Source organism: Pseudofrankia saprophytica, assembly GCF_000235425.2.
In the GTDB taxonomy this organism is placed as follows: domain Bacteria; phylum Actinomycetota; class Actinomycetes; order Frankiales; family Frankiaceae; genus Pseudofrankia; species Pseudofrankia saprophytica.
In genome coordinates, this window is record NZ_KI912266.1 from 4314479 (window position 1) to 4334884 (window position 20406).

21 protein-coding genes and 1 pseudogene are annotated in these 20406 nt (G+C 74.0%); 10 read left to right on the forward strand and 12 right to left on the reverse strand.

What is annotated here, in order from left to right:
* Positions 1-133 precede the first annotated feature (133 nt).
* From FRCN3DRAFT_RS0217995 to FRCN3DRAFT_RS0218030, 8 genes and pseudogenes are all read right to left on the reverse strand, one after another.
* Positions 134-1267, reverse strand: coding sequence for a serine/threonine-protein kinase (locus FRCN3DRAFT_RS0217995; protein ID WP_007517097.1), 1134 nt, complete (start codon positions 1265-1267; stop codon positions 134-136).
* Positions 1268-1432: 165 nt separating this feature from the next.
* A complete protein-coding gene (locus tag FRCN3DRAFT_RS0218000) occupies positions 1433-1696 on the reverse strand; it encodes a WD40 repeat domain-containing protein (RefSeq protein ID WP_007517099.1) in 264 nt (87 codons plus the stop codon).
* Positions 1693-2025 carry a serine/threonine-protein kinase gene (locus FRCN3DRAFT_RS56265; RefSeq protein WP_007517100.1) on the reverse strand — a complete coding sequence of 111 codons (333 nt, stop codon included), beginning with the start codon at positions 2023-2025 and terminating at the stop codon, positions 1693-1695. Before FRCN3DRAFT_RS56265 ends, FRCN3DRAFT_RS0218000 begins: the two co-directional genes overlap by 4 nt.
* Before the next feature lie 167 nt (positions 2026-2192).
* Positions 2193-2546 (reverse strand): annotated as a pseudogene (locus tag FRCN3DRAFT_RS56270) (protein kinase domain-containing protein); the annotation flags it as partial.
* 2 nt (positions 2547-2548) lie between these two features.
* A complete protein-coding gene (locus tag FRCN3DRAFT_RS56275; RefSeq protein ID WP_007517102.1) occupies positions 2549-2713 on the reverse strand; it encodes a hypothetical protein in 165 nt (54 codons plus the stop codon).
* Between the two features lie 371 nt (positions 2714-3084).
* Positions 3085-4257 carry a helix-turn-helix transcriptional regulator gene (locus FRCN3DRAFT_RS0218020; RefSeq protein ID WP_198535996.1) on the reverse strand — a complete coding sequence of 391 codons (1173 nt, stop codon included), beginning with the start codon at positions 4255-4257 and terminating at the stop codon, positions 3085-3087.
* Positions 4258-4350: 93 nt separating this feature from the next.
* Entirely contained in the window at positions 4351-5028 is a 678-nt protein-coding gene (locus FRCN3DRAFT_RS0218025) for a TetR/AcrR family transcriptional regulator (RefSeq protein ID WP_007517104.1), read from the reverse strand.
* Between the two features lie 361 nt (positions 5029-5389).
* Positions 5390-6166, reverse strand: coding sequence for a pirin family protein (locus FRCN3DRAFT_RS0218030; protein WP_007517105.1), 777 nt, complete (start codon positions 6164-6166; stop codon positions 5390-5392).
* 254 nt (positions 6167-6420) lie between these two features.
* Here FRCN3DRAFT_RS0218030 and FRCN3DRAFT_RS0218035 point away from each other — a divergent pair, with 254 nt between their 5' ends.
* Positions 6421-7293: a TIGR02452 family protein gene (locus FRCN3DRAFT_RS0218035; RefSeq protein WP_007517106.1), complete on the forward strand. Its 873-nt coding sequence runs from the start codon at positions 6421-6423 to the stop codon at positions 7291-7293.
* Here FRCN3DRAFT_RS0218035 and FRCN3DRAFT_RS0218040 read toward each other — a convergent pair.
* The 4 genes from FRCN3DRAFT_RS0218040 to FRCN3DRAFT_RS0218055 all read right to left on the reverse strand — a co-directional run bounded on the left by FRCN3DRAFT_RS0218040 (position 7286) and on the right by FRCN3DRAFT_RS0218055 (position 11009).
* Entirely contained in the window at positions 7286-8323 is a 1038-nt protein-coding gene (locus FRCN3DRAFT_RS0218040) for a hypothetical protein (protein ID WP_007517107.1), read from the reverse strand. The two genes, FRCN3DRAFT_RS0218035 and FRCN3DRAFT_RS0218040, sit on opposite strands and share 8 nt — an antisense overlap.
* Positions 8320-9126 carry a DUF6084 family protein gene (locus FRCN3DRAFT_RS45040; protein WP_007517108.1) on the reverse strand — a complete coding sequence of 269 codons (807 nt, stop codon included), beginning with the start codon at positions 9124-9126 and terminating at the stop codon, positions 8320-8322. The genes FRCN3DRAFT_RS0218040 and FRCN3DRAFT_RS45040 overlap by 4 nt, the downstream gene beginning before the upstream one ends.
* 87 nt (positions 9127-9213) lie before the next feature.
* Entirely contained in the window at positions 9214-9876 is a 663-nt protein-coding gene (locus FRCN3DRAFT_RS45045; RefSeq protein ID WP_007517109.1) for a GNAT family N-acetyltransferase, read from the reverse strand.
* Between the two features lie 167 nt (positions 9877-10043).
* Positions 10044-11009, reverse strand: a complete 966-nt coding sequence (locus FRCN3DRAFT_RS0218055) for a Sir2 family NAD-dependent protein deacetylase (protein ID WP_035928400.1) — start codon at positions 11007-11009, stop codon at positions 10044-10046.
* A gap of 525 nt (positions 11010-11534) precedes the next feature.
* Here FRCN3DRAFT_RS0218055 and FRCN3DRAFT_RS0218060 point away from each other — a divergent pair.
* The 9 genes from FRCN3DRAFT_RS0218060 to FRCN3DRAFT_RS55145 form a co-directional block, all read left to right on the forward strand.
* Complete coding sequence (locus FRCN3DRAFT_RS0218060; RefSeq protein WP_007520155.1) at positions 11535-14222, forward strand: cation-translocating P-type ATPase; 2688 nt, start codon at positions 11535-11537, stop codon at positions 14220-14222.
* 40 nt (positions 14223-14262) lie between these two features.
* Positions 14263-14616 carry a hypothetical protein gene (locus tag FRCN3DRAFT_RS0218065; RefSeq protein ID WP_007520154.1) on the forward strand — a complete coding sequence of 118 codons (354 nt, stop codon included), beginning with the start codon at positions 14263-14265 and terminating at the stop codon, positions 14614-14616.
* A 121-nt stretch (positions 14617-14737) separates the two neighbouring features.
* Complete coding sequence (locus FRCN3DRAFT_RS0218070) at positions 14738-15220, forward strand: hypothetical protein (protein WP_007520153.1); 483 nt, start codon at positions 14738-14740, stop codon at positions 15218-15220.
* A gap of 185 nt (positions 15221-15405) precedes the next feature.
* Complete coding sequence (locus tag FRCN3DRAFT_RS0218075; protein ID WP_007520152.1) at positions 15406-16332, forward strand: fumarylacetoacetate hydrolase family protein; 927 nt, start codon at positions 15406-15408, stop codon at positions 16330-16332.
* A 544-nt stretch (positions 16333-16876) separates the two neighbouring features.
* Positions 16877-17185 carry a hypothetical protein gene (locus FRCN3DRAFT_RS0218080; protein ID WP_007520151.1) on the forward strand — a complete coding sequence of 103 codons (309 nt, stop codon included), beginning with the start codon at positions 16877-16879 and terminating at the stop codon, positions 17183-17185.
* Positions 17186-17396: 211 nt separating this feature from the next.
* A complete protein-coding gene (locus tag FRCN3DRAFT_RS0218085; protein ID WP_027140702.1) occupies positions 17397-17618 on the forward strand; it encodes a hypothetical protein in 222 nt (73 codons plus the stop codon).
* A 132-nt stretch (positions 17619-17750) separates the two neighbouring features.
* Entirely contained in the window at positions 17751-18872 is a 1122-nt protein-coding gene (locus FRCN3DRAFT_RS0218090; RefSeq protein WP_007520149.1) for a thiamine pyrophosphate-dependent enzyme, read from the forward strand.
* A complete protein-coding gene (locus FRCN3DRAFT_RS0218095) occupies positions 18869-19915 on the forward strand; it encodes an alpha-ketoacid dehydrogenase subunit beta (protein ID WP_007520148.1) in 1047 nt (348 codons plus the stop codon). Before FRCN3DRAFT_RS0218090 ends, FRCN3DRAFT_RS0218095 begins: the two co-directional genes overlap by 4 nt.
* A 110-nt stretch (positions 19916-20025) precedes the next feature.
* Positions 20026-20406 (forward strand): biotin/lipoyl-containing protein (locus tag FRCN3DRAFT_RS55145; protein WP_007520146.1); only part of this gene is annotated, 381 nt, incomplete at its 3' end.

Sequence of the window (20406 nt, forward strand, 5' to 3'; positions counted from 1 at the left end):
CTGGGAGATCTTCTTCGCGGACCTTATATGCCGCTTCGCTGGCACACGCGGCCGAGTAACCGTTACGACAGGCGCACGCCCCTCGCGGTGGATCGCCGGCGCGGGAAGCGGGCCGGCGTGGGCGCGGACAGGCTCAGGTCCTGGGCGACCGGAGGCCGCGCAGCAGCCGGGTCCAGGGCCGAGGGCCGGGCTCGGGCGGCCGGGGCGGGGGTAGGGGTGCGCGCGGCGGGGCACCCGCCCAGCCGGGGGGCGGCGGCCCGGGGTAGGCGCTTGCCGGGGGAGGGGTCGGGACCGGGGTCGGGGGAAGCGGGAGGAGCGCGGTGCCGGCCGGCAGGCGCAGCGTGGCCTCGCCCGTCGGGTCGGGGGCGGTGACGTCGGTCAGCCGAAGAAGGAGCTCGCGGGCGGTGGGACGGTCGGCCGGGTTCTTCGCCATCGCCCGGGCGACGACCGGGCGCAGCGCGGCGGGCAAACCGGCCAGGTGGGGCGCCTCGCACACGACCCGGCGCAGCAGCTCGGTGATGCCCGGCTCGCCGAACGGGAGCTGGCCGGTGGCGGCGTAGATGACGTTGCCACCCCAGGCGTGCACGTCGGTGGCGGTGGTGGCCGGCTGGTCGAGGGCCTGCTCGGGCGCCATGAACACCGGCGTGCCGAGCTTGCCGATGGTGATGGCGGTGACGTCCTCCAGCGGCCGGCAGACGCCGAAGTCGATGACCCGAGCCCCGGACGAGGAGAGCATGATGTTGCCCGGCTTGAGGTCGCGGTGGATGACCCCGGCCGCGTGGATCGCCGTCAGCGCCGAGGCGACCGCCACGGCGAACCGCTCCAGGTCCGCGGGCGGAAGCGGCCCCCACCCGACGATGGCGGTGGAGAGCGTCGGGCCGTCGATGAACTCCGTCACCAGATAGGGGCGCGGGCCGGAGACGTCGACGTCGAGCACCTCCGCGGTGCAGAACCGGGCGACCTTGCGCGCAGCGTGCGCCTCGCGGCGGAACCGTTCCCGGAACGCCGGCACGCTGGCCAGGTCCTCGTCGATGACCTTCACCGCGACCAGTGGCGCCGCCTCACGACCGGCGCCGCCGTGGCCGTGGCCATGACTGGGGCCGTGGCCGTGGGCCGCGCCGTTCAGGACCGGCGTGGCGCCGCCGACGCGACGGGCCAGGTAGACGGTGCCCATGCCGCCCTTGCCGAGCACGCCGAGCACCCGGTACGGCCCGACCTGGCCCGGGTCGTCCGGGCCGAGCGGCGCCACGTCCGGCAGGCCCACCACGCACACTCCTACCCGAGAGCTCGGCGCCTTCCCGGCTCGCCGCGGTCCGCGTTACGAATCTCCCCGTAGGGCAGGCTATCCCGCGGACCACCCCGGAGCCGGACCACCCCGGAGCCGGACCACCCCGGAGCCGGGCCAGCCCGCCGGTCGCCGGGTCCGGCGGGGTCAGCGCAGCCTCCAGAGGCTGATCGTCTGGTCGTTGCCGCCGACGGCGAGGACGTTGCCGTCGGGAGAGATCGCCACGGCCCTGACGAACAGGCGGAACGTGAGCCCCTGGCCGATGGGCCTCGGCCTCGACTTGTCGGTGATGTCGTAGAGGCGGACGAGGTTGTGGCCGGCGCTCGCGGTGGCCAGAACGGTGCCGTCGGGGGAGAGCGTCACGCAGTAGATGTTGTCGCCGCTCTCGATCGGCTGCCCGATGGGAGTCATCTGGCGCCCGACGGCGCGCCGGTCGGGTCGACCAGAGGCACCCCTGCCGGATCGGTCGGGGCTGGCGGGTAGGAGCCCGGGGCGGCGCCGGTCCACGGCGCGGTGTCCCCGGTCGTCGTGGGGGTGGCGGCGCCACGCGGGTCGGGTGGCCGGGTGAGCGCGGGTGAGATGGCGCCATCCGCGCCATGCAGGTGATGCAGGAAAAGGAGCAGCTCCTCGGCCGTGGGACGTTCGGCGGGGTTCTTCGACAGTGCTCGGGAAACGACGGGCAGCAGCGCCTCGGGAATGCGGCCGAGGTCGGGTTCGTCGTCGACGACGCGGCGCAGCACGACGGGCGTCGCACCCTGCCCGAATGGGGAACGGCCGGTTGCGGCGAACAGCAGGACGGCGCCCCAGGCGTGAATGTCCGCGGCCTGGGTGGCGTCCAGGCCAGTGCCTGTTCGGGGGCCATGTAGGCGGGGGTGCCGAGGCTGCCCTGGGTGAGCCCGGTCGTGGCGTCGAAGGCACGGGCGATGCCGAAGTCGATGACACGGGCGCCCGACGGCGACAGCAGGATGTTGGCCGGCTTCAGGTCGCGGTGGACCAGGCCGGCGGCGTGGATCGCGGTCAGCGCCGAGGCGATCGCGACCCCGAGCCGTTCCAGCTCGGCGGCCGGCATGGGTCCCCGGTCCCGCACCGCGGCCGCGAGCGTCGGCCCCTCGATGTACTCGGTGACGAGGTAGGGCCGGCCCGCGGTGTTGACGTCGAGGACCTCGGCGGTGCAGAACCGGGCGACGCGCCGCGCGGCCTGGGCCTCCCGCAGGAACCGGTCCCGGAACTCGGGGATCCGGGCGAGGTCGGCCCGGACCATCTTCACCGCGACGAACGCCGCTCACCGCCCGCAGCGGGGCCGTCGGTTCGCCAGGCCAGGTAGACGCTGCCCATGCCACCGTCACCGAGCCGTCCCAGCAGCGTGTACGGCCCCAGAGACCGCGGATCGTCGTCGTCCAGCGGCGCGACACCGGGCACACCGACCATGCAATCCCCCCGAAAGGAAGACCGGTGCGGACCCTCCCCAGGCAGGCCCGCAGGTCGAGCCCTCCGCGCTTCTGACATTACGGAAACCTCGCTCGAAGCGCCCGTCCCACGCAGGTCGTCGAGACGACAGGGAACCGTTCGGGGCGAAGCGGGGAGAGAACTCCGGATCCCGCGGTCACGAGTCGTTCCGTGTTCCGCGCCCGAATGCCCGAATGCCCGAATGCCCGATGGCTTGTGTCTGGTGAATGCGGACACGCGAATTCATCGAATTCTCCCGGCGTTCCCGGATCCGGGATCTGGGTCCCGGGGACGCGATCGCCCCGGCAGACCGGCCGGCGGGCGATGCGGCCAGCCGCGCGGCGTCGCGTCGGTCAGCCGGGCGGCGCCGCGGTGGTGAAGAGGCGGCCGACGGCGCGGATGTGCTCGGCGAGTTCCGGCGGGCCGAGCACCTCGAACGGCGCGCCGACCCGGGCGAGCAGCAGCATCGCCCAGGCGGGGTCGTCGGCGCCCATCCGCAACCGGCACGGGCCCCTGTCACCCGGCTCCCCGCCGGCGCCTCCTCCGCCGCTCCCGGTACCGGCCCGCCCGGCGGTACCCGTCTTCCCGGATGTACCCGCCGGCCTCGTGGCGTCGCCCCGCTTCGCGGGGTCCCAGGGCTCGACGGCGGCCCAGCGGCCGACCACCCGAGCGACCTGGTCGGCGGGCGCCCAGATCAGCACCTCGGCCTGGCGGCGCGCCGGAGCGGACCGGACCGCGGCACGGACGAACGCCGCCGCGTCCCCGCCGGGAAGCTCGCGCGGGCGGAACCGGCCGCCGGTGGTCAGCGGCTCGGTGATCCGGTCGAGCCGGAACGTCCGCCAGCCGGACCGGTCGACGTCGAAGCCGACCAGGTACCAGCGCCCGCTGAGCGACACCAGCCGGTGCGGCTCGACGTGGCGGTGGGTCGCGGCGCCCTCGCGGTCGGTGTAGCCGAAGCGCAACCGCTCCTCCGCCCGTGCCGCCAGCGCGATCGCGGTCAGCATCCCGGCGTCGACGGCCGGCCCGCCGACCGGCACCGGCACGGTGTAGGCGCCGAGCGCGTCCGCCCGGTGCCGCAGCCTGCGAGGGATCACCTGCGCCACCTTGGCCAGCGCACGCACGGCGGCCTCCTCGACCCCCGCCACCGAACCGGCCACGGCGGCCCGCAGCCCGACGACGATCGCGACCGCCTCCTCGTCGTCGAGCAGCAGCGGCGGCACCGCGGCCCCGGCCTTCAGCTGGTAGCCGCCGGCGACGCCCCGGCTGGCGAGTACCGGATAGCCCAGCTCGCGCAGCCGGTCGACGTCGCGGCGCAGCGTCCGGGCGCTCACCTCGAGCCGGTCGGCCAGCTCCACCCCCGTCCAGTACCGGTGGGTCTGCAGCAGCCCGAGCAGCCGCAGCATCCGCGAGCTCGGCGAGGTCCGGTCACCGGCGTTCCCGCCGCGCCCGCCCGCCGTGGCTTCGGCTTCGGCTTCGGCCTCGTCGAAGGCGTCGCCGAGGACGTCGTCGGGTGGGTCGCTCGCCATGCCTACCAGCATGCCCGGGATTGCGGCCAGATCCTGGCCGCAATGTGCCGCAGGCCGGGTGGCGGGCCGGCCTTGGGCGGTGGGTGTGGAAGGTCAGCGGCCGTGCGGGCGGTCGCACTGCATGACCCGCGTGATCTCGCCCGGGGCGAGCGCGGGGTGCGGCAGCGGGCTCGGGGCCGCGCGGTCGGTGCGCAGGCCGTCGAGCACGAGGGCGAGGAAACGGCGCCACGACTCGGGTGCCACGTCGCGGGTGAAGTCGGCGACGGCGGTCAGCATGAGCTGGACCAGGGCGAGGTCGGTGCCGGCGACGTCGGGGCGCAGCGCGCCGGCCCGCTGCGCCCGTTCCACCAGCGCCATGAACAGGGGGCCGATGCGGTCGCGGTCCGCCGCGATGCGGGCCCGGCCATGCGCGGTGCTGAAGACCAGCTCCTTCAGACCCCGGTCGGCGACCTGGCGCGCGGTCGCCTGGTCGAGGAAGGACACGAGGCCCAGCCACGGGTCCTCGGCGCGCAGGCACTCCTCGGCGAGCTCGGCCAGCTTGCCGATCCGGTCCTCGAACAGGGCTTCGATGAGCAGTTCCTTGGTCGGGAACCGACGGTAGAACGTGCCGATGCCGACGCCCGCACGCCGGGCGATCTCGTCGGTGGTGACGTCGAGACCCTGCTCGGCGAACGCCGCCGCCGCGCCCTCGAGGATCCGTCGCCGGTTGCGCTCGGCGTCGCGCCGCAGCGGCCGGTCGGCGGCCGTCGCTCGCGTCGCCTGCTCCGTCACGTACTGATCATAGGCGCGGGCCCCGCCGCGGGGTCCGCCTCGTCGTCGCCGCCGTCTGCGGCCTGGTCCTGCCCGGCGGCCGGACACTGCCGCACGTCGCCCCCCCGGCGAGGGCGCCGACGGCGCCGAGGGTGAGCCCGCGCCAGCAGCGGTCCACTTCTGACCCCGCCGAATCCCGCCCCCGCCCCCGCTCCCGTCCCCGGGGCGCTGGCGCCGGCAGCGGCCCCACCGCGTCCTTCCGTGGTCGATGGTCGACCGCGGGGACACCACAGTCGACCACGGATCCACCATCCGCCGATGGATCGTGGTCGATGGTCGACCGTAGGAAGTCGACCATCGACCACGCTTCCGCCATGGAGGGTCAGCCGCGGACGGTGGCGTGCATCTCCCAGACGAGGATCTCGCTGGGCTCGGTGGCGGTGATCTCCTGGCCACCGGAGGCGGTGAAGCGGACCGCGTCGCCGGTGTCCAGCGCCCCCGCGCCCTCCAGGGTCACCGCTCCGCGCGGCACGAACAGGTGCAGGTACGGCGCGTCGGGCAGGGTGACCGACCGGCCGGGCTCCAGGCGGGCCGCGTGCAGCGCGGCGTACCGGTTGCTGATCCGGATGGCGGCGGCGTCCTTGTCCCGTTCCATACCGGAGGCCACCGGCACCAGCCCGCCGGCGAGCAGCTCGCCGTCGATCTCCAGCTGCTCGTAACCCGGCTCGATCCCGGTGGTGTCCGGGACGACCCACATCTGGACGAAGTGCACCGGGTCGGTGTGCTCGCCCTCGCCGGTCAGGCGCCAGGAGTCGTTCTTCTCCGAGTGCAGGATCCCGGCGCCGGCGCTCATCCGCTGGGCCAGGCCCGGGTAGATGACGCCCGAGTGCCCGGTCGAGTCCTGGTGGACGAGGGCGCCGTCCAGCACCCAGGTGACGATCTCCATGTCCCGGTGTGGGTGAGTCTCGAAGCCGGTGCCCGGGTCGACGACGTCGTCGTTGTTCACCAGCAGCAGGCCGTGGTGGGTGTTGTCCGGCCTGTAGTGGTGGCCGAAGGAGAAGGAGTGCTTCGAGTTCAGCCACGACATCCGGGTCGCGTACCGGTCCTGTGCGCGCCGGATGTCGACACTCGCCTCGCGGGTCGCGGTCGCAGCGGCCATGGTGACTTCCTTTCCTGCCCGGTCTCCCGGTCCGTCCTCCGGTTCAGCCGGTCCAGATAGTTGCTTGTGCAACTATGAAGCGTCCCTGTCGGTCGGTCATTCCCACGGTTCCTGACCGGCGGTGGCGATCTAAGCTTCCGGCATCCGTATCTCATCGTGCGAGCCCGGACAACGGCCACCGACCAGGCGGGCTGGCAGCCGGTCGGCGGACCGGAGGGACGGACGGGGCCGACGGGGCGACGGGGGTGGGGCGCATGAAGGAGCGGCTGCGGAAGATCGCGGAGGAGACGGTCAGGATCGTCGACGCCGGCGGATACACAGCGCCCGACGGTCGACGGGTCGACATCTCCGAGCGGGTGCGCCGGGCCGTCGAGGGCACCGTCCTGTACGGGCCCGAGCCGGTCGACGCCGTCCCTCCCGCGACCGTCCCTCCCGGGGCCTCCGCCCCCGCGGCGCCGGGCCAGGCACCGCGGCCGGCCCGCCTCGAGGTGACCGGGGAGACCACCTTCGCGGCCGCCCGCCGGATGCTCGCGGCCAGCCCCGGGCCGGTGGCGGCGTTGAACTTCGCCTCGGCGCGCTGGCCTGGCGGCGGCTTCCTCAGCGGCGCCAGGGCGCAGGAGGAGTACCTGTGCCGCCTGTCGGCGCTGTACGCCTGCCTGGTCGGCGTCGACGACTACTACCGGCCGCACAACGCCGCGGGCACGTCGCTCTACAGCGATCGGGTGCTGCACTCGCCGGCGGTCCCGGTCTTCCGGGACGAGGACTTCAGCCTGCTGCCGGAGCCGGTGGACGTCGGCATCCTCACCGCGGCGGCGCCGTACGCGACGGGCCTCGCCCGCGACGAGCCGCACCTGCTGTGGCTGCTTCCGCGGACCTTCCAATCTCGCTGCCGGCAGGTCCTCGCGGTCGCCGCGCGCCACGGCTACCGCCGCCTCGTCCTCGGCGCCTGGGGCTGTGGCGCGTTCGGCAACGACCCGGCCGTCGTCGCCGCCGCGTTCGCCGAGCTGCTGCTGCCCGGCGGCGCGTTCGCCGGCCACTTCGACGAGGTCGGCTTCGCCATTCTCCGTCAGCACGAGTCCGAATCCGGCACCGGCAACGTCTTCGCCGCCGCCCTTGGCCTTACCTGACGACGCCGGGAGTGGCCCGTGGGTGGTCGGTGAGGACGACGGGGGCCGCCAGGACCGTGTCGTCGTGGCAGTGGTCGTCACCGCTGACCAGGACCGGCCAGGCGCGCTCGTTGTGGCAGCACGCGGTGAAGGTGACGGCCCACCAGGGCGGGTCGGTCAAGGAGAGGAACCGCCAGCCGGGCGCGTACAGCACCAGGTGCGCGGCGAGCAGCGACCGGCGCAGTGCCTCGTCGCGGGCGGCGGCGCGCTCGGTCGCTCCCGGCGCGGCGAGGCCGTCCGTCGTCGGGCCGGGCGACCAAGGTGAGGTGTTCCGCAGCTCGGCGTACAGGCGCGCCACCCGGAACGGGCCCGGGAGCCAGCGGGCGGACAGGCACAGCTCGGCGTCCAGCCGATGCCAGGCGCGGACCACCCGGCCGCTCGCGACCAGCGCCTCACCGGCCGAGGACGACTGGGACGCGGCGCCGGGGTGCCACGCGCCACCGGGTGGCGGCGCCGCGAACGGGGTGGCGGTGAGCAGGACCTCGCGGCCGGCCGGGGCCACCAGCGGGATCGTGCGCGGCGCCGGATCGGGGTCCGGATCACCGGGCGTGCCGAGCAGGTCGGTCAGCGGGACGAGCACGTCCTGCTCGCACGGCGCGGACTCCCGCCAGGCGCGCAGCTCGCCGTGCGGGTCGCGGACGGCGTCCACCGGGGCGAGCCCGCCGCGGCGGCCCGCCCACACCGACCGGTCGACGAGCCGCCGGAACCGGACCCGCACCCGCAGCACACCGAGGTCGGCCTGGTGGTCCACGTCCGTGACCAGGCCGGCACCGCGGCCAGGTTCGTGTTCGAACAGGCACTCAGCGTGGCAGGAGGAGTGCTCGCCGACGCCGGCGGCGAACGCGGGCGGCGCCAGCACCCCGACCTGGCCGCACGCCTCGCGCGCCTCCTGGGTCGGCCCGCCCGAGAGGTAGGGGAAGGGCTGGTAACCCTCGTAGAGCACGGCATCGGCCACCGCCCGGGCCGTCTCGACGCCGGTCCGCCCGCTCATGACCGCACCGTCCCACGGTCCGTCGCCGACGGTCCGCCGGCGTTGCGGGCGGCCTCGCGAGCAGCCGGCCGGGCGCTCCTGAGGCCGGCACCACCGGGCGCCCGGTCCGTCCAGTCCGTCCGGTTGGCGATCACCTGTTCGGCGGATCCCGGCGCCGTGACCTCGGCGGTGGCGAGCAGGGCGAGGATCGCTTCGTCCCACGAGGCGATGGCCTTCGTCACCTTGTAGCGGGCGACGGCGTCGACGGTGTCGCGGCGCAGCCGCATCCAGGCCTCGCCGGGGAAGTAGGCGTCCATCAGCTGACCCCAGACCTCCACCGGCAGCCGGTAGCTCGCCTGGAGGTGCCAGGGAACCGGTTCGACGCACGGCCCCGACAGCGTCGAGCGGAACACGGTGCCGCTGAACAGCAACGACAGCGGGACGACCCCGTCCCGCAGCGAGTGGAAGTACTTCCCGGCGGCGACCTCCAGGTCATAGCTCACCGGCACGTGCAGCTCGGCCCCGGTACTGCCGACGAACGGGCCGACCATGGCCGACACCGTCGCGACCGGGAACGACCGCATCGAGCGCGACCATCGGGCCGGGCCGCCGAACACGGCGCAGAGCTGCTCCCGCTCGTCGTCGCGGTAGCCACGCTCTGATGGCTCGACCCGGATCTGGCAGCGCAGCGCGATCGCCTGGATCGAGGCCCCGGTCGTCTCGGCGATCCGCAGCCGGGCTACCAGCGTCGGGCTCGCCCCATGGGGCATCGGAGCGATGTCCAGACACGCGATGTCCAGATGGTTGAACGCGAACTCGGCCACTCCCGTCACCCCTAACGGGTGATGCCCGCCCTGGCCGCCGATAACGTCCCGACCGTAGGCCGGCCTCCGGCTGGCCGCCCCGCGGGCTCAGCCGGCGGCGGGCTCGCCGGCGGCGGACCGTGGCTGGGAGGCGACGAGCGGCTTGGACAGGACGGTGAAGGCGAGGTCGTCGCGCCGGGGGAGGCCGAAGCGCTCGTCGCCGTACGGGAACGGCCTGATGTCGCCGGTCGGCCGGTAGCCGCGGCGGACGTACCAGGCGATCAGCTCGGCGCGCTGGGAGATCACGTACATCTCCATCCGGTCGGCGCCCCATGCCTCGCGGGCCCGCCGCTCCGCCTCGGCGAGCACCGCCGAGCCGAGCCCGCCACCCTGCCTGGTCGGTCGAACCGCGAACATGCCGAAGTAGCCCGTCGAGCCGTGTCGCTCCAGCTGGCAGCACGCGATGATCCGCCGCCCAGGCGTCGCCGCGGCGCGGGCACCGTCCTCGCGGCCTTCGACGTCATCCGCCCCGGCACCGCCCGCGGCCTCCTGCGCCACCAGGATCATGCCGTCGGCGCTGGTCACGATCTCGACGATCGCCTGGGCATCGGTGCGCTGGCCGCCGAGCAGGTCCGCCTCGGTCGTCCACCCCGCCCGGCTCGCCTCGCCCCGGTAGGCCGAGGTGATGAGCGTCAGCAGCTCGGGCACGTCGTCGAGCGTCGCCGCCCGGAACCGCGCGTCCACCCGCCCCGCCGTTCCATTCGTCCGCACGCCCCCATCCTCGCAGCGCCCGCCAGTTCGCGGCCGGGGCCCGGCTCGCGGCCGGGGCCTGGCGTGGTGGCCGGAGTCTGGCCCGGTGGCGGGGCTCGGACCGGCGGTGGTGATCGTGGCGGCCCGTGGTCGACGGGCCGCCGCCGACGGCCCGTGGGGCGACGGCCTCAGGAGGTGACGGTGAGCTCGTGGGCGAGGGCCGGGAGGATGTCACCGAGGGGAGCGTCGACGAGGAGGGCGGCACGGGCGTCGGCGCGGGTGGGGCCCTGGTTGACGATGGCGACCGGGATGCCGAGCTTGCCGGCCCGCAGCACGAACCGGTAGCCAGACATCACGGTAAGCGACGAACCAAGGACCAGCAGGAGGCGGGAGCGCTCCACGACATCCATCGCGGCCGCCACCCGGTCGCGTGGGACCGTCGCGCCGAAGAAGACGACGTCGGGCTCGAGCCGGCCGTCGCCGCAGCGCCCGCAGCCGACCATGGCGAACCGGGTGATCTCGGCCTCGGCCAGCGTGGCGTCACCGTCCGGGTTGACCCGGCCGGCCGGCGGCGGCGCCGCGCCGGCCGCGCCGCCGCCCTCCCCGGCCGCCGCGGGCGGGCCGCCCCCGCCGTCCCATTCCTCTGGCGGGCCGGGCTCCTCGGCGCCGGACACGCCGGCGTCGACCGCCTCGGGGCGGAAGTCGGGGTTGGCGGCGGCGAGGCGCGCCTCGAGCTCGGCGCGTGGGCTGACGTCACCGCAGTCGGAGCAGAGCACCCGGGCGAGGCTGCCATGCAGCTCGACGACCGAGCGCGCGCCGCCGGCCTGGTGCAGACCGTCGACGTTCTGCGTCACGATGCCGGTGAGCAGGTCGGCACCTTCCAGCGCGGCGACCGCGGTGTGCCCGGAGTTGGGCCGCGCGTCGACGATGTGCCGCCAGCCAGCGTGGCTGCGGGCCCAGTACCGCCGGCGGGCCGCCGGGTCGCCGGTGAACTGCTGGTAGGTCATCGGCGCGTGGTTGCGCCGCAGCGCGCCGCTCGGTCCGCGGTAGTCCGGTATCCCGGACTCGGTCGACATGCCGGCGCCCGTCAGCACGGCGACGCCGCCGCCGGCCGTGACGCCGACGGCGGCCGCGATGGCCTCCCGCAGGGCCATCACTCCGGCCGCCGCGTCCCTGATCACCGGCACGTCCGCCGGGCGTGGGCCGAGGGCCGCGGCACGGGTGAACGGCCTGACGCGGTAGGCCAATGGTGTCGCGCCCGCGGCCAGCCCTTCGGTTGCCATGGTCCTATGGTGCCGCCTCGGCGGGCAGCGGCACCCGGCAAACGGCTCGTGGCGCCGTGTTCGGGCCGGGATCGCGGCAACCACGACGGCAAGGGCGCCCGTTCCAGCGGTGGGCGGCGCGTGAGTCCGCGTCCGTGGAATCGCCCACGTGAGACCTACCTCATAGCCGGACGCCGGTGCGCCTCGCGTCCCGCCCGGCGCGTCTGCCCGTCCGCCGCCTTCCATTGCGCGCCTGGCGGGCAGGCCGTGGGCCCCCACCGGACGCCGACCCCGGCGGGCCAGGGTTCCGTCACCGGCTGGTCGAACTCCTCGCATAGGTTGGCGATGTACGCGCAGAGTGCCGGTCGCTCCGCCGCGCCGCGGCCACGCGTCCGACTGAGCGAGGGGAACCGAAGCATGGAGCAGCGGGTCGACGCCGGCCCGGCCACGCCCGGCCTGGCCGGCGACGGCGCACCCGCGAGCACCCCGGCCGGTCCCGCCGCCCCGGCCGCCCCGGCCGACGGCGCGTCCGCCAGGGCCGCCAGTGGTGGCGGCGTGGCCGTCCCACGGGAGGCGTCCGCTCCTGACGACGCGGACGGCATCTCGGCCGCGCCCGCCCTGCCGGCCCTGGTGGGCGGGCTGGACGGTGCCGGGAGCGACGGCGGGTCCGCGAGCGACGTCCTGGTGTTCTCCCCGGGCGGGCTGACCGCCGCCGAGGTCGCGAGCCGGGTCGCCGCCGGCCAGGTCAACGACGTGCCGACCAGGTCCAGCCGGACCGTCCGCGAGATCCTCACCGCGAACGTGTTCACCCGGATCAACCTGATCATTGGCGTCCTCTTCGCGCTGATCTGCGTCGTGGGGCCGATCCAGGACGGCCTGTTCGGCGCGGTGATCGTGGCGAACTCGGTGATCGGTATCATCCAGGAGCTGCGCGCCAAGCGGACCCTCGACCGCCTCGCCGTCATCGGCGAGGCCCGCCCGACGGTCCGCCGCGACGGTCAGGCCGTGGAGCTCGCGCCGGGCGAGATCGTCCTCGACGACCTGATCGAGGTCGGGCTCGGTGACAAGATCGTCGTCGACGGCACGGTCGGCGAGGCCGACGGCCTGGAAGTCGACGAGTCGCTGCTCACCGGCGAGGCCGACCCGGTCCACAAGCGTCCCGGCGACCCGATGATGTCCGGGAGCTTCGTCGTCGCCGGCACCGGCGCGTTCGTCGCGACGAAGGTCGGCACCGAGGCCTACGCCGCCCGCCTCGCCGCCGAGGCCAGCCGGTTCACGCTGGTGAACTCCGAGCTGCGCAACGGCGTCAACAAGATCCTGCGGATCGTCACCTACCTGATCATCCCGGCCGGGATCGCGCTGGTCATCAGCCAGCTCACGATCGACGACAACGACCTGGCCGAAGCGATCCGGCGGATGGTCGCCGGCCTCGTCAGCATGGTGCCCGAGGGGCTGGTGCTGCTCACGTCACTGGCGTTCGCGGCCGGCGTCGTGCGCCTCGGGTCGCGTAACTGCCTGGTCCAGGAGCTGCCCGCGATCGAGGGGCTCGCCAGGGTCAGCGTCGTCTGCCTGGACAAGACCGGCACCCTGACCGAGCCGGCCATGGACGTCCTCGAGGTCCGCCCCCTGGGGCGATACGCCGACGACGCGTCCGGCGACGGTGATGCGCCCGCGGACGGTGGCGGGGCCGGTACGGACGGGCGGGTGGCCGCGGTGCTCGGCGCGCTCGGCGCGGCCGACCGGCGGCCGAACGCGAGCCTGCAGGCCATCATCGACGCATACCCGGCGCCGGACGGCTGGCGGCCGGTGGACGCCGCGCCGTTCTCGTCGGCCCGCAAGTGGTCCGGGGCTCGACTCGCCGAGCCGGACGGCGCGGAGTCGACCTGGCTGCTCGGCGCCCCCGACGTGCTGCTCGACCGCGGCCACCCGGCGCTCGCGGACGCCGACGCGTTCGGCGAGCGCGGCCTGCGGGTGCTGCTGCTCGCCCGCTCCGACCGGTCGCTGGCGGACGCGCTCGCGGGCGGCGTGGACGGCGCGGTGGAGCCGGCGGCGCTGGTCGTCATCGCTCAGCGGCTGCGCGCCGACGCCCCGGACACGCTGCGCTACTTCGCCGAGCAGAGCGTCGCTACCAAGGTCATCTCCGGCGACAACGCCCTGTCGGTCGGCGCGGTCGCCCGCGAGCTCGGCCTCGCCGGCGCCGACAACCCCGTCGACGCCCGCTCGCTGCCCGAGGACCGGGCCGAGCTCGGCGTCGAGCTCGAGACGCACACGATCTTCGGCCGGGTCACCCCGCACCAGAAACGGGAGATGGTCGGCGCGTTGCAGGCCCGTGGCCACGCCGTCGCGATGACCGGCGACGGCGTCAACGACGTGCTCGCCCTCAAGGACGCCGACATCGGGGTCGCGATGGGATCCGGCAGCCCGGCGACCCGGGCCGTCGCGCAGATCGTGCTGCTGGACAACAGCTTCGCGGCGCTTCCGTTCGTCGTCGCCGAGGGCCGCCGCGTCATCGGCAACATCGAGCGGGTCGCGAACATCTTCCTGACCAAGACGGTCTACTCGGTGCTGCTGGCGATCGTCGTGGTCGCCGCGCAGGTCCCGTACCCGTTCCTGCCCCGGCACCTGACGCTGATCAGCTCGCTGACGATCGGCATCCCGTCGTTCTTCCTCGCGCTCGCGCCGAACCACGAGCGGGCCCGGCCGGGCTTCGTCTCCCGGGTGCTGCGCTTCGCCATCCCCGCCGGCGTCCTGGCGGGCCTGGCGACCGTGGCCACGTACTTCCTGGCGCGCGAGGTCTTCTACGACCACGACCTGAAGGCCGAGACGTCCCTGTCGACGTTCACGCTGTTCCTGGCCTCGATGTGGGCGCTCGCCATGATCGCCCGGCCGTACACCTGGTGGCGGGTCCTGCTGGTCGCCGCGATGGGCGCGCTGTTCGCCGTGGTGCTGGTCGTCCCCTACCTGCAGGACTTCTTCCAGCTCTCCCTGGTCGGGACCACCGGCCCGCTCGTCGCTCTCGGCATCGCCGCGGCCACGGCCGTCCTCATGGAGATCGTCTGGTTCTTCGTCCGCCCGCCGAACGGAACCTCGCGGTCGGCCGGCTAGGATCGGGTTCTACGGCATGTAGTAGAGGTGGGCGCGAGAGATGGTCAGGGTCATTGCCGTCGCGGTGGCGGTCGCGGCGCTGCTGCTCGCGGCCTGGGTGTTCTTCCTCGCCTGGCGCAACCGGCCGATCGGGCAGTCGGTGCTCGCCGGGGCCGGGGTCGTCGAGGCGCTGATCCTCGCCCAAGTGGTCGGCGCGATCGTGCTGGTCGCCCGGGGCGAGCACGCCGACGAGCCGCTGACGTTCGTGCTCTACCTGGTCGCGTCCGTCGTGGCGCTGCCCATCGGGGCATGGTGGGCGGTAGGGGAGCGGTCCCGGTCGGGGACGGCGGTGCTCGGGGTCGCGGCCCTCGTGGTGGCGGTCATGGTGCAGCGCCTGCAGCAGACCTGGTCGTGACGGGGGTCGACGCCCGGACCTGCCCCGAGGCTCCGGGACTCCGGGGCGTGCGCGGCTTGGCCACCACCGGGGCCTTCGGCCGGAGCCGGGGTGAGCCAGACAGGGACGGCGGGAGGACGGGATGACGACCGAGACGGCGGGGGAGCCGGCCACGGTGGGCGGTACGCCTCCGGAGGACACGGCGGCGCCGGTACCGGGCGCGCGGCGGACGTCGAGCGGGCCGGGACGGCTGCTGGTCGCCGTCTACGCGGTGTTCGCGGTCGCGGCGACGTCGCGCGCGCTCGTACAGATCATCACGAAGTTCGACGAGGCGCCGGTCGCCTACCTGCTGTCCGCGTTCGCGGGCGTCGTGTACATCCTGGCGACGATCGGGCTCACCCGGTCCTCGGCCGGCGGCCGGCGGCTGGCGACCGCCGCCTGCGCCGCCGAGCTCGCCGGGGTGCTCACCGTCGGCACGCTCAGCGTCGTCGACCGGGACCTGTTCCCCGACGAGGCGGTCTGGTCGGTCTATGGCCAGGGCTACTTCTTCCTGCCGGTCGTGCTGCCGGCGCTCGGCCTGTGGTGGCTGCGCCGCACGGCCCCGCCTGTCCGCCTGCCTGACTGACCGACGGCCGTGAGCCGTGAACCGTGGCCGACCAGCGATCGTGGGGACACGACCATCGGCCACGTTTCGCCTTCCGGTCGTGGATCGTGGTCGATGATCGACCGCGGGGACACGCTCACCGACCACGGTTTGGGCGGTCGCCGTCGCGTCGGTCGGGTTGTCGTGGGGCTTGGGAAGGGGGCGCGATGCGGTTCGTGGGGTTCCGGGAACGCGGCAGGTCGGTGGTCGGCGTCCTGACCCGGGCCGGTGGTGGCGCGCCGGGGGCGGCGACGGCGGCCGGGTCGATGCCGGCCGGGCCCGGGGTGATCGGGCTCGCGCCGGTCGAGGAGTTCTATGCCGACGTGCCCCGCTGGCGTGACCGCGCCGCCGAGGCGCTGGCGCTGCCGGGGACCGCGGCGCGGCCCGTCAGCGAGCTGACGATCGTCGCGCCGGTCCCGCCGGCGGCGCGGGTGCTGTGTGTCGGGCTGAACTACCGGGCGCACGCGGCCGAGACCGGTCTCCCGCTGCCGAAATACCCGGCGATCTTCGGGCGGTGGACGGTGTCGCTGACCGTCGACGGGACGCCGGCGCCCGTCCCGGCGGGGGAACGCGGGCTGGACTGGGAGGGCGAGCTGGGTGTCGTCCTCGGCGCGACGCTCGCCGACGCCGACGAGGCGACGGCCCTGGCCGGGGTGCTCGGCTATGCCGCGTTCAACGACCTGTCGGCCAGGCGGGCCCAGGGGCGTTCGCCGCAGTGGACCCTCGGCAAGAACTCCGACCGAAGCGGGCCGCTCGGCCCGGTGGTCACCGCCGACGAGGTCGGCGACCCCGCCGACGGGCTGCGCGTCGTCACCCGCGTGCGCACCCGGGCGGACGACGGCTCTCAGGTCGAGGAGGTCGTCCAGGACGGCGACACCAGCGACATGATCTTCAGCGTCGGTCAGGTGCTGTCCTTCATCAGCCAGACGATGACCCTGTACCCCGGCGACCTGCTGGTGACCGGCACCCCCGCGGGCGTCGGCTACATCCGCAGGCCGCCCCGCTACCTGGTGCCCGGGGACTGGGTGGAGGTCGAGATCGAGCGGGTCGGCCGGGTCGCCACCCCGATCGTCGACGCCACCGGTCGCGGCTGACTGCCGCTGCGCGCATCCCGGCCGAACGGCCCGGTCTTGTCCCGTGCCGACTCAGCCAGGCCGGGCCGCGGGCCGGACTCGTGACCATGCCCGCGGCCGGGTACCGACGCCCCGGAGCCCGGGCGGGGATGACCTGACCGATGGTGCCCGCCGGCATGGCGGACGGCCGTGGGAGGTCGGGCACTTGTTCCCGGGAATACTGTCAAGCACCGGCACCGGTCGGTTCCGTGATGGCTCCACCGGTCTTCTAGGCCGTTTTCTTCCGGCCCATTTCCGTCGCCGGAATCGATGGAATACGCGGATATCGTCGGCGCCCTGCCTGGCTTTGGAGCTGGTATGACCGGAACCGGCGCGAAGGCCGGGACGGGAACGTATAAGCCGAAATGGCAAGACGCTCCCTGATCCTTTTTTCGGCTGGGCGAAATCCGGTTACGCTGCGTCGCGAAGTCATTCCGACGTCGCATTCAGCGGCGGCCGGCCGACGTCCGCGCGAGAGAGATCCCGCCGGGCCGCAGGCCATCAGGTGATATGGGGGACCGGTTAGATGAAGAAGTCGATTGGTCGACGCGCGGCCACCATTGCCGTGACCGGCGCCGTCGCCGTGGTTCTTGGATTCGGCCCGGGCGTCGCTGCCGCGCAGGCCTGCGACTGGGGCTGGGGCGACAAGAAGGACGGTGGCTGGGACAAGGGCAAGGACGAGTGGGGCAAGGATGGCAAGGACGGTTGGGGTAAGGACGGCAAGGACGGCTGGGGCAAGGACCGTAAGGACGGTTGGGGTAAGGACGGCTGGGGCAAGGACCGTAAGGATGGCTGGGGCAAGGACCGTAAGGACGACTGGGATTGGGGCTGGTAGTCGTCGCTGCTGGACCGGCCGGTCGGCTCCTGTCGTGACCATCCGGAACGGCTGATGCTCCGGAGGTCCTGATGGGCTGGGGCGGTGCCTCCTGTCGAGGCACCGCCCCTCTTTCGTGCGTCGCCGGCTTCCGGGTCCGGCGGCGATGCCCGTTATCTCGCGTATGCCCATCGCCCATGGAGCTGTCCTCGCGGATCCGGTGATACCGGAAATGGCCGGCGGTCGGGCTGGCAACGGCTACCTGTCGACACGCGATGAGTTCGGAGGGCGTGCCGGGGTGCCATCGGGCGGGCCGCTCGTGTGCTCGCGGCGGCTGGTGGCCGAGGACGCGCAGGGGCGGTGCGACCAGGTCGCCGACCTCGGCTTCACCGAGCGCGTCGCCGCGGGCGACCGCATGCCTCCCACCGGTGGTGACCTCCCGGTAATAACGTAACGCATCCAGGTGGACTCCTACGGTAGTTGTCGGGCGTACAACTACATCGGTATTCGATTACCGAAAGTGGTCGAAATATGGTGAGTCTGTATTTGTGGTGGTCACGGCCAGCTCAGAGGGGGAGTGCGCTACGTGAGTTCGGGTGAATCGTCCGACGACTACGGCGTGCGGCTGCTGAATCCGGACGGGTCGGCGGTCGAGCATGTGGACTTTCGCCCGCTGCTGGGTGTCGAGGAGCTGAAGGGCTGCTATGGGGCGATGCTGCGGGCGCGTCATCTCGACGAGGCGGCGACGGCGTTGCAGCGTCAGGGTGAGCTCGCGCTGTGGATCCCGCTGCGTGGCCAGGAGGCGGCCCAGATCGGCTCCGTGCGCGCGGCCGCACCGGCGGACTTCATCTTCCCGAGCTACCGGGAGCACGCCGTCGCCTGGGACCGGGGCCTGCCCGCGGTCGAGGTGATGCGGCTGCTGCGCGGGATCACCCATGGTGGCTGGGACCCGGCCGCGCACAACCTGGCCAACTACGCGCTCGTGCTCGCCTCGCAGACGCTGCACGCCGTCGGCTACGCCCTCGGTCTCCAGCTCGACGCCCAGCTCGGCCCTCGGCTGGAAGCCCAGGCCGGCGTGGCGGGCGGGCAGGAGCCGGCGGCGGTCCTCGCCTACCTGGGTGACGGCGCGATGAGCCAGGGCGACGCCAACGAGGCGTTCGTGTGGGCGGCGAGCTTCAAGGCCCCGGTGGTGTTCTTCTGCCAGAACAACCAGTGGGCGATCTCGACGCCGGCGGCGCGCCAGTCGCGGGTGCCGCTGGCCGCGCGGGCCGCGGGTTTCGGGTTCCCCGGGGTGCGGGTCGACGGCAACGACGTCGTCGCCGTGCATTCGGTCACGTCGGCGGCGCTCGCCCGGGCACGCGCGGGCGAAGGCCCGACACTGATCGAGGCCTATACCTACCGGATGGGACCGCACACCACCTCGGACGACCCGACGCGCTACCAGCCGGCCGGCGAGGTCGACCTCTGGCGGGCGCTCGACCCGATCGACCGGGTCGTGCGGGCGCTGGCGCCGGTCTGTGACGCCGCCTGGTTCGACGGGCAGCGGGCCGAGGCCGAGGCGGCCGCCGCCGAGCTGCGGGCGGAGACGCTCGCGCTGGCGGATCCTGCGCCGGACGCGTTCTTCGACGAGGTGCTGGTGACCGAGACGGAGGAGGCCCGCGTCCAGCGAGCCCGCTTCCGCGAGTACCGGGAGTCGTTCCAGGTATGAGCACACGCACACCGCCACCAGGCACACTCCTGGTCCCCGAGGCCAGGGCCGCCACCGAGCCCGCGCCGGCCGCCGTCCCGATGGCCAGGGCGCTGGGCGCCGGGCTGCGCGACGCGATGGCCGCCGATCCGAAGGTGGTGCTGTTGGGGGAGGACGTCGGCCGCCTCGGCGGGGTCTTCCGGGTCACCGACGGGCTGCAGGAGCAGTTCGGGGAGGCACGGGTGATCGACAGCCCGCTGTCGGAGAGCGGCATCGTCGGCGCCGCGATCGGGCTCGCGATGCGCGGTTACCGGCCCGTCTGTGAGATCCAGTTCGACGGCTTCGTCTACCCCGCGTTCGACCAGATCGTCACCCAGCTCTCCCGGCTGCACCAGCGCTCCGCCGGTCACCTGCGGATGGCTGTGACGATCAGGATCCCCTACGGCGGCGGGATCCACGCGGTCGAGCACCACAGCGAGTCCCCGGAGGCGTATTTCGCGCACACCCCGGGGCTGCGGCTGCTGACGCCGTCGACGTCCGCCGACGCCTACCTGTTGCTGCGCCAGGCGATCGCCTGCGACGACCCGGTGATCTTCTTCGAGCCGAAGCGGCGCTACTGGGAACGTGGCCCGCTCGCCGTCCCCGAGGACCCGGCGCCGCCGATGGAACGCGCCCGGGTGGCCCGGCCCGGCACCGACGTCACGCTCATCGCCTACGGGCCGACGGTGCGCACCTGCCTGGACGCGGCGAGCGCCGCCGCGGCCGACGGCCGCTCGGTCGAGGTCGTCGACCTGCGCTCGCTCGCCCCGCTGGACTGGCCGACGCTGGCCGACTCGGTGCGCCGCACCGGCCGAGCCGTCGTCGTGCACGAGGCGGTGGTGACGGCCGGGCTCGGCGCCGAGATTGCGGCGCGGCTGACCGAGGACTGCTTCCACCACCTGGAGGCGCCGGTCGGCCGGGTCGGCGGGTACCACACTCCCTACCCGGCGGCGCGCCTCGAGCAGGAGTACCTGCCCGACCTCGACCGGGTGCTCGACGCCGTGGACCGCACCTTCACGTACTGACCGCACGTACTGACACGTACTGACCGCACGTACTGACCGCGCCGAGGGCGCCGAGAGCGCCGAGGCCACGGCCGGGACGGCCGACCGCCAGACCGGTGGAAAGAGGCCAGATGTACGACCAGTTCCACCTGCCAGACCTCGGCGAGGGCCTCGCCGAGGCGGAGATCGTGCACTGGCTGGTACAGCCAGGGCAGACCGTGGAGCTCAACCAGCCGCTCGTCGAGGTGGAGACGGCCAAGGCCGCGGTCGAGATCCCGTCGCCGTTCGCGGGTGTCGTCCATGCCCTGCACTGCGCCGAGGGTGACCTCGTGCCGGTCGGCTCGGCGCTGCTCACCGTGGCCAGGGCCCAGGCCGAGGAGGCGCCGCCCGCCCTGGTCGTCGGCCACGCGCCGGTCGAGACCGCCGGTGGGGAGCCGCCGCGCCGCCGCCCGCGCCGCCCGCTGGGCCAGACGGCGCCCCGGCCCGTCGCCGCGTCGCTGGCGCTCGCGCCG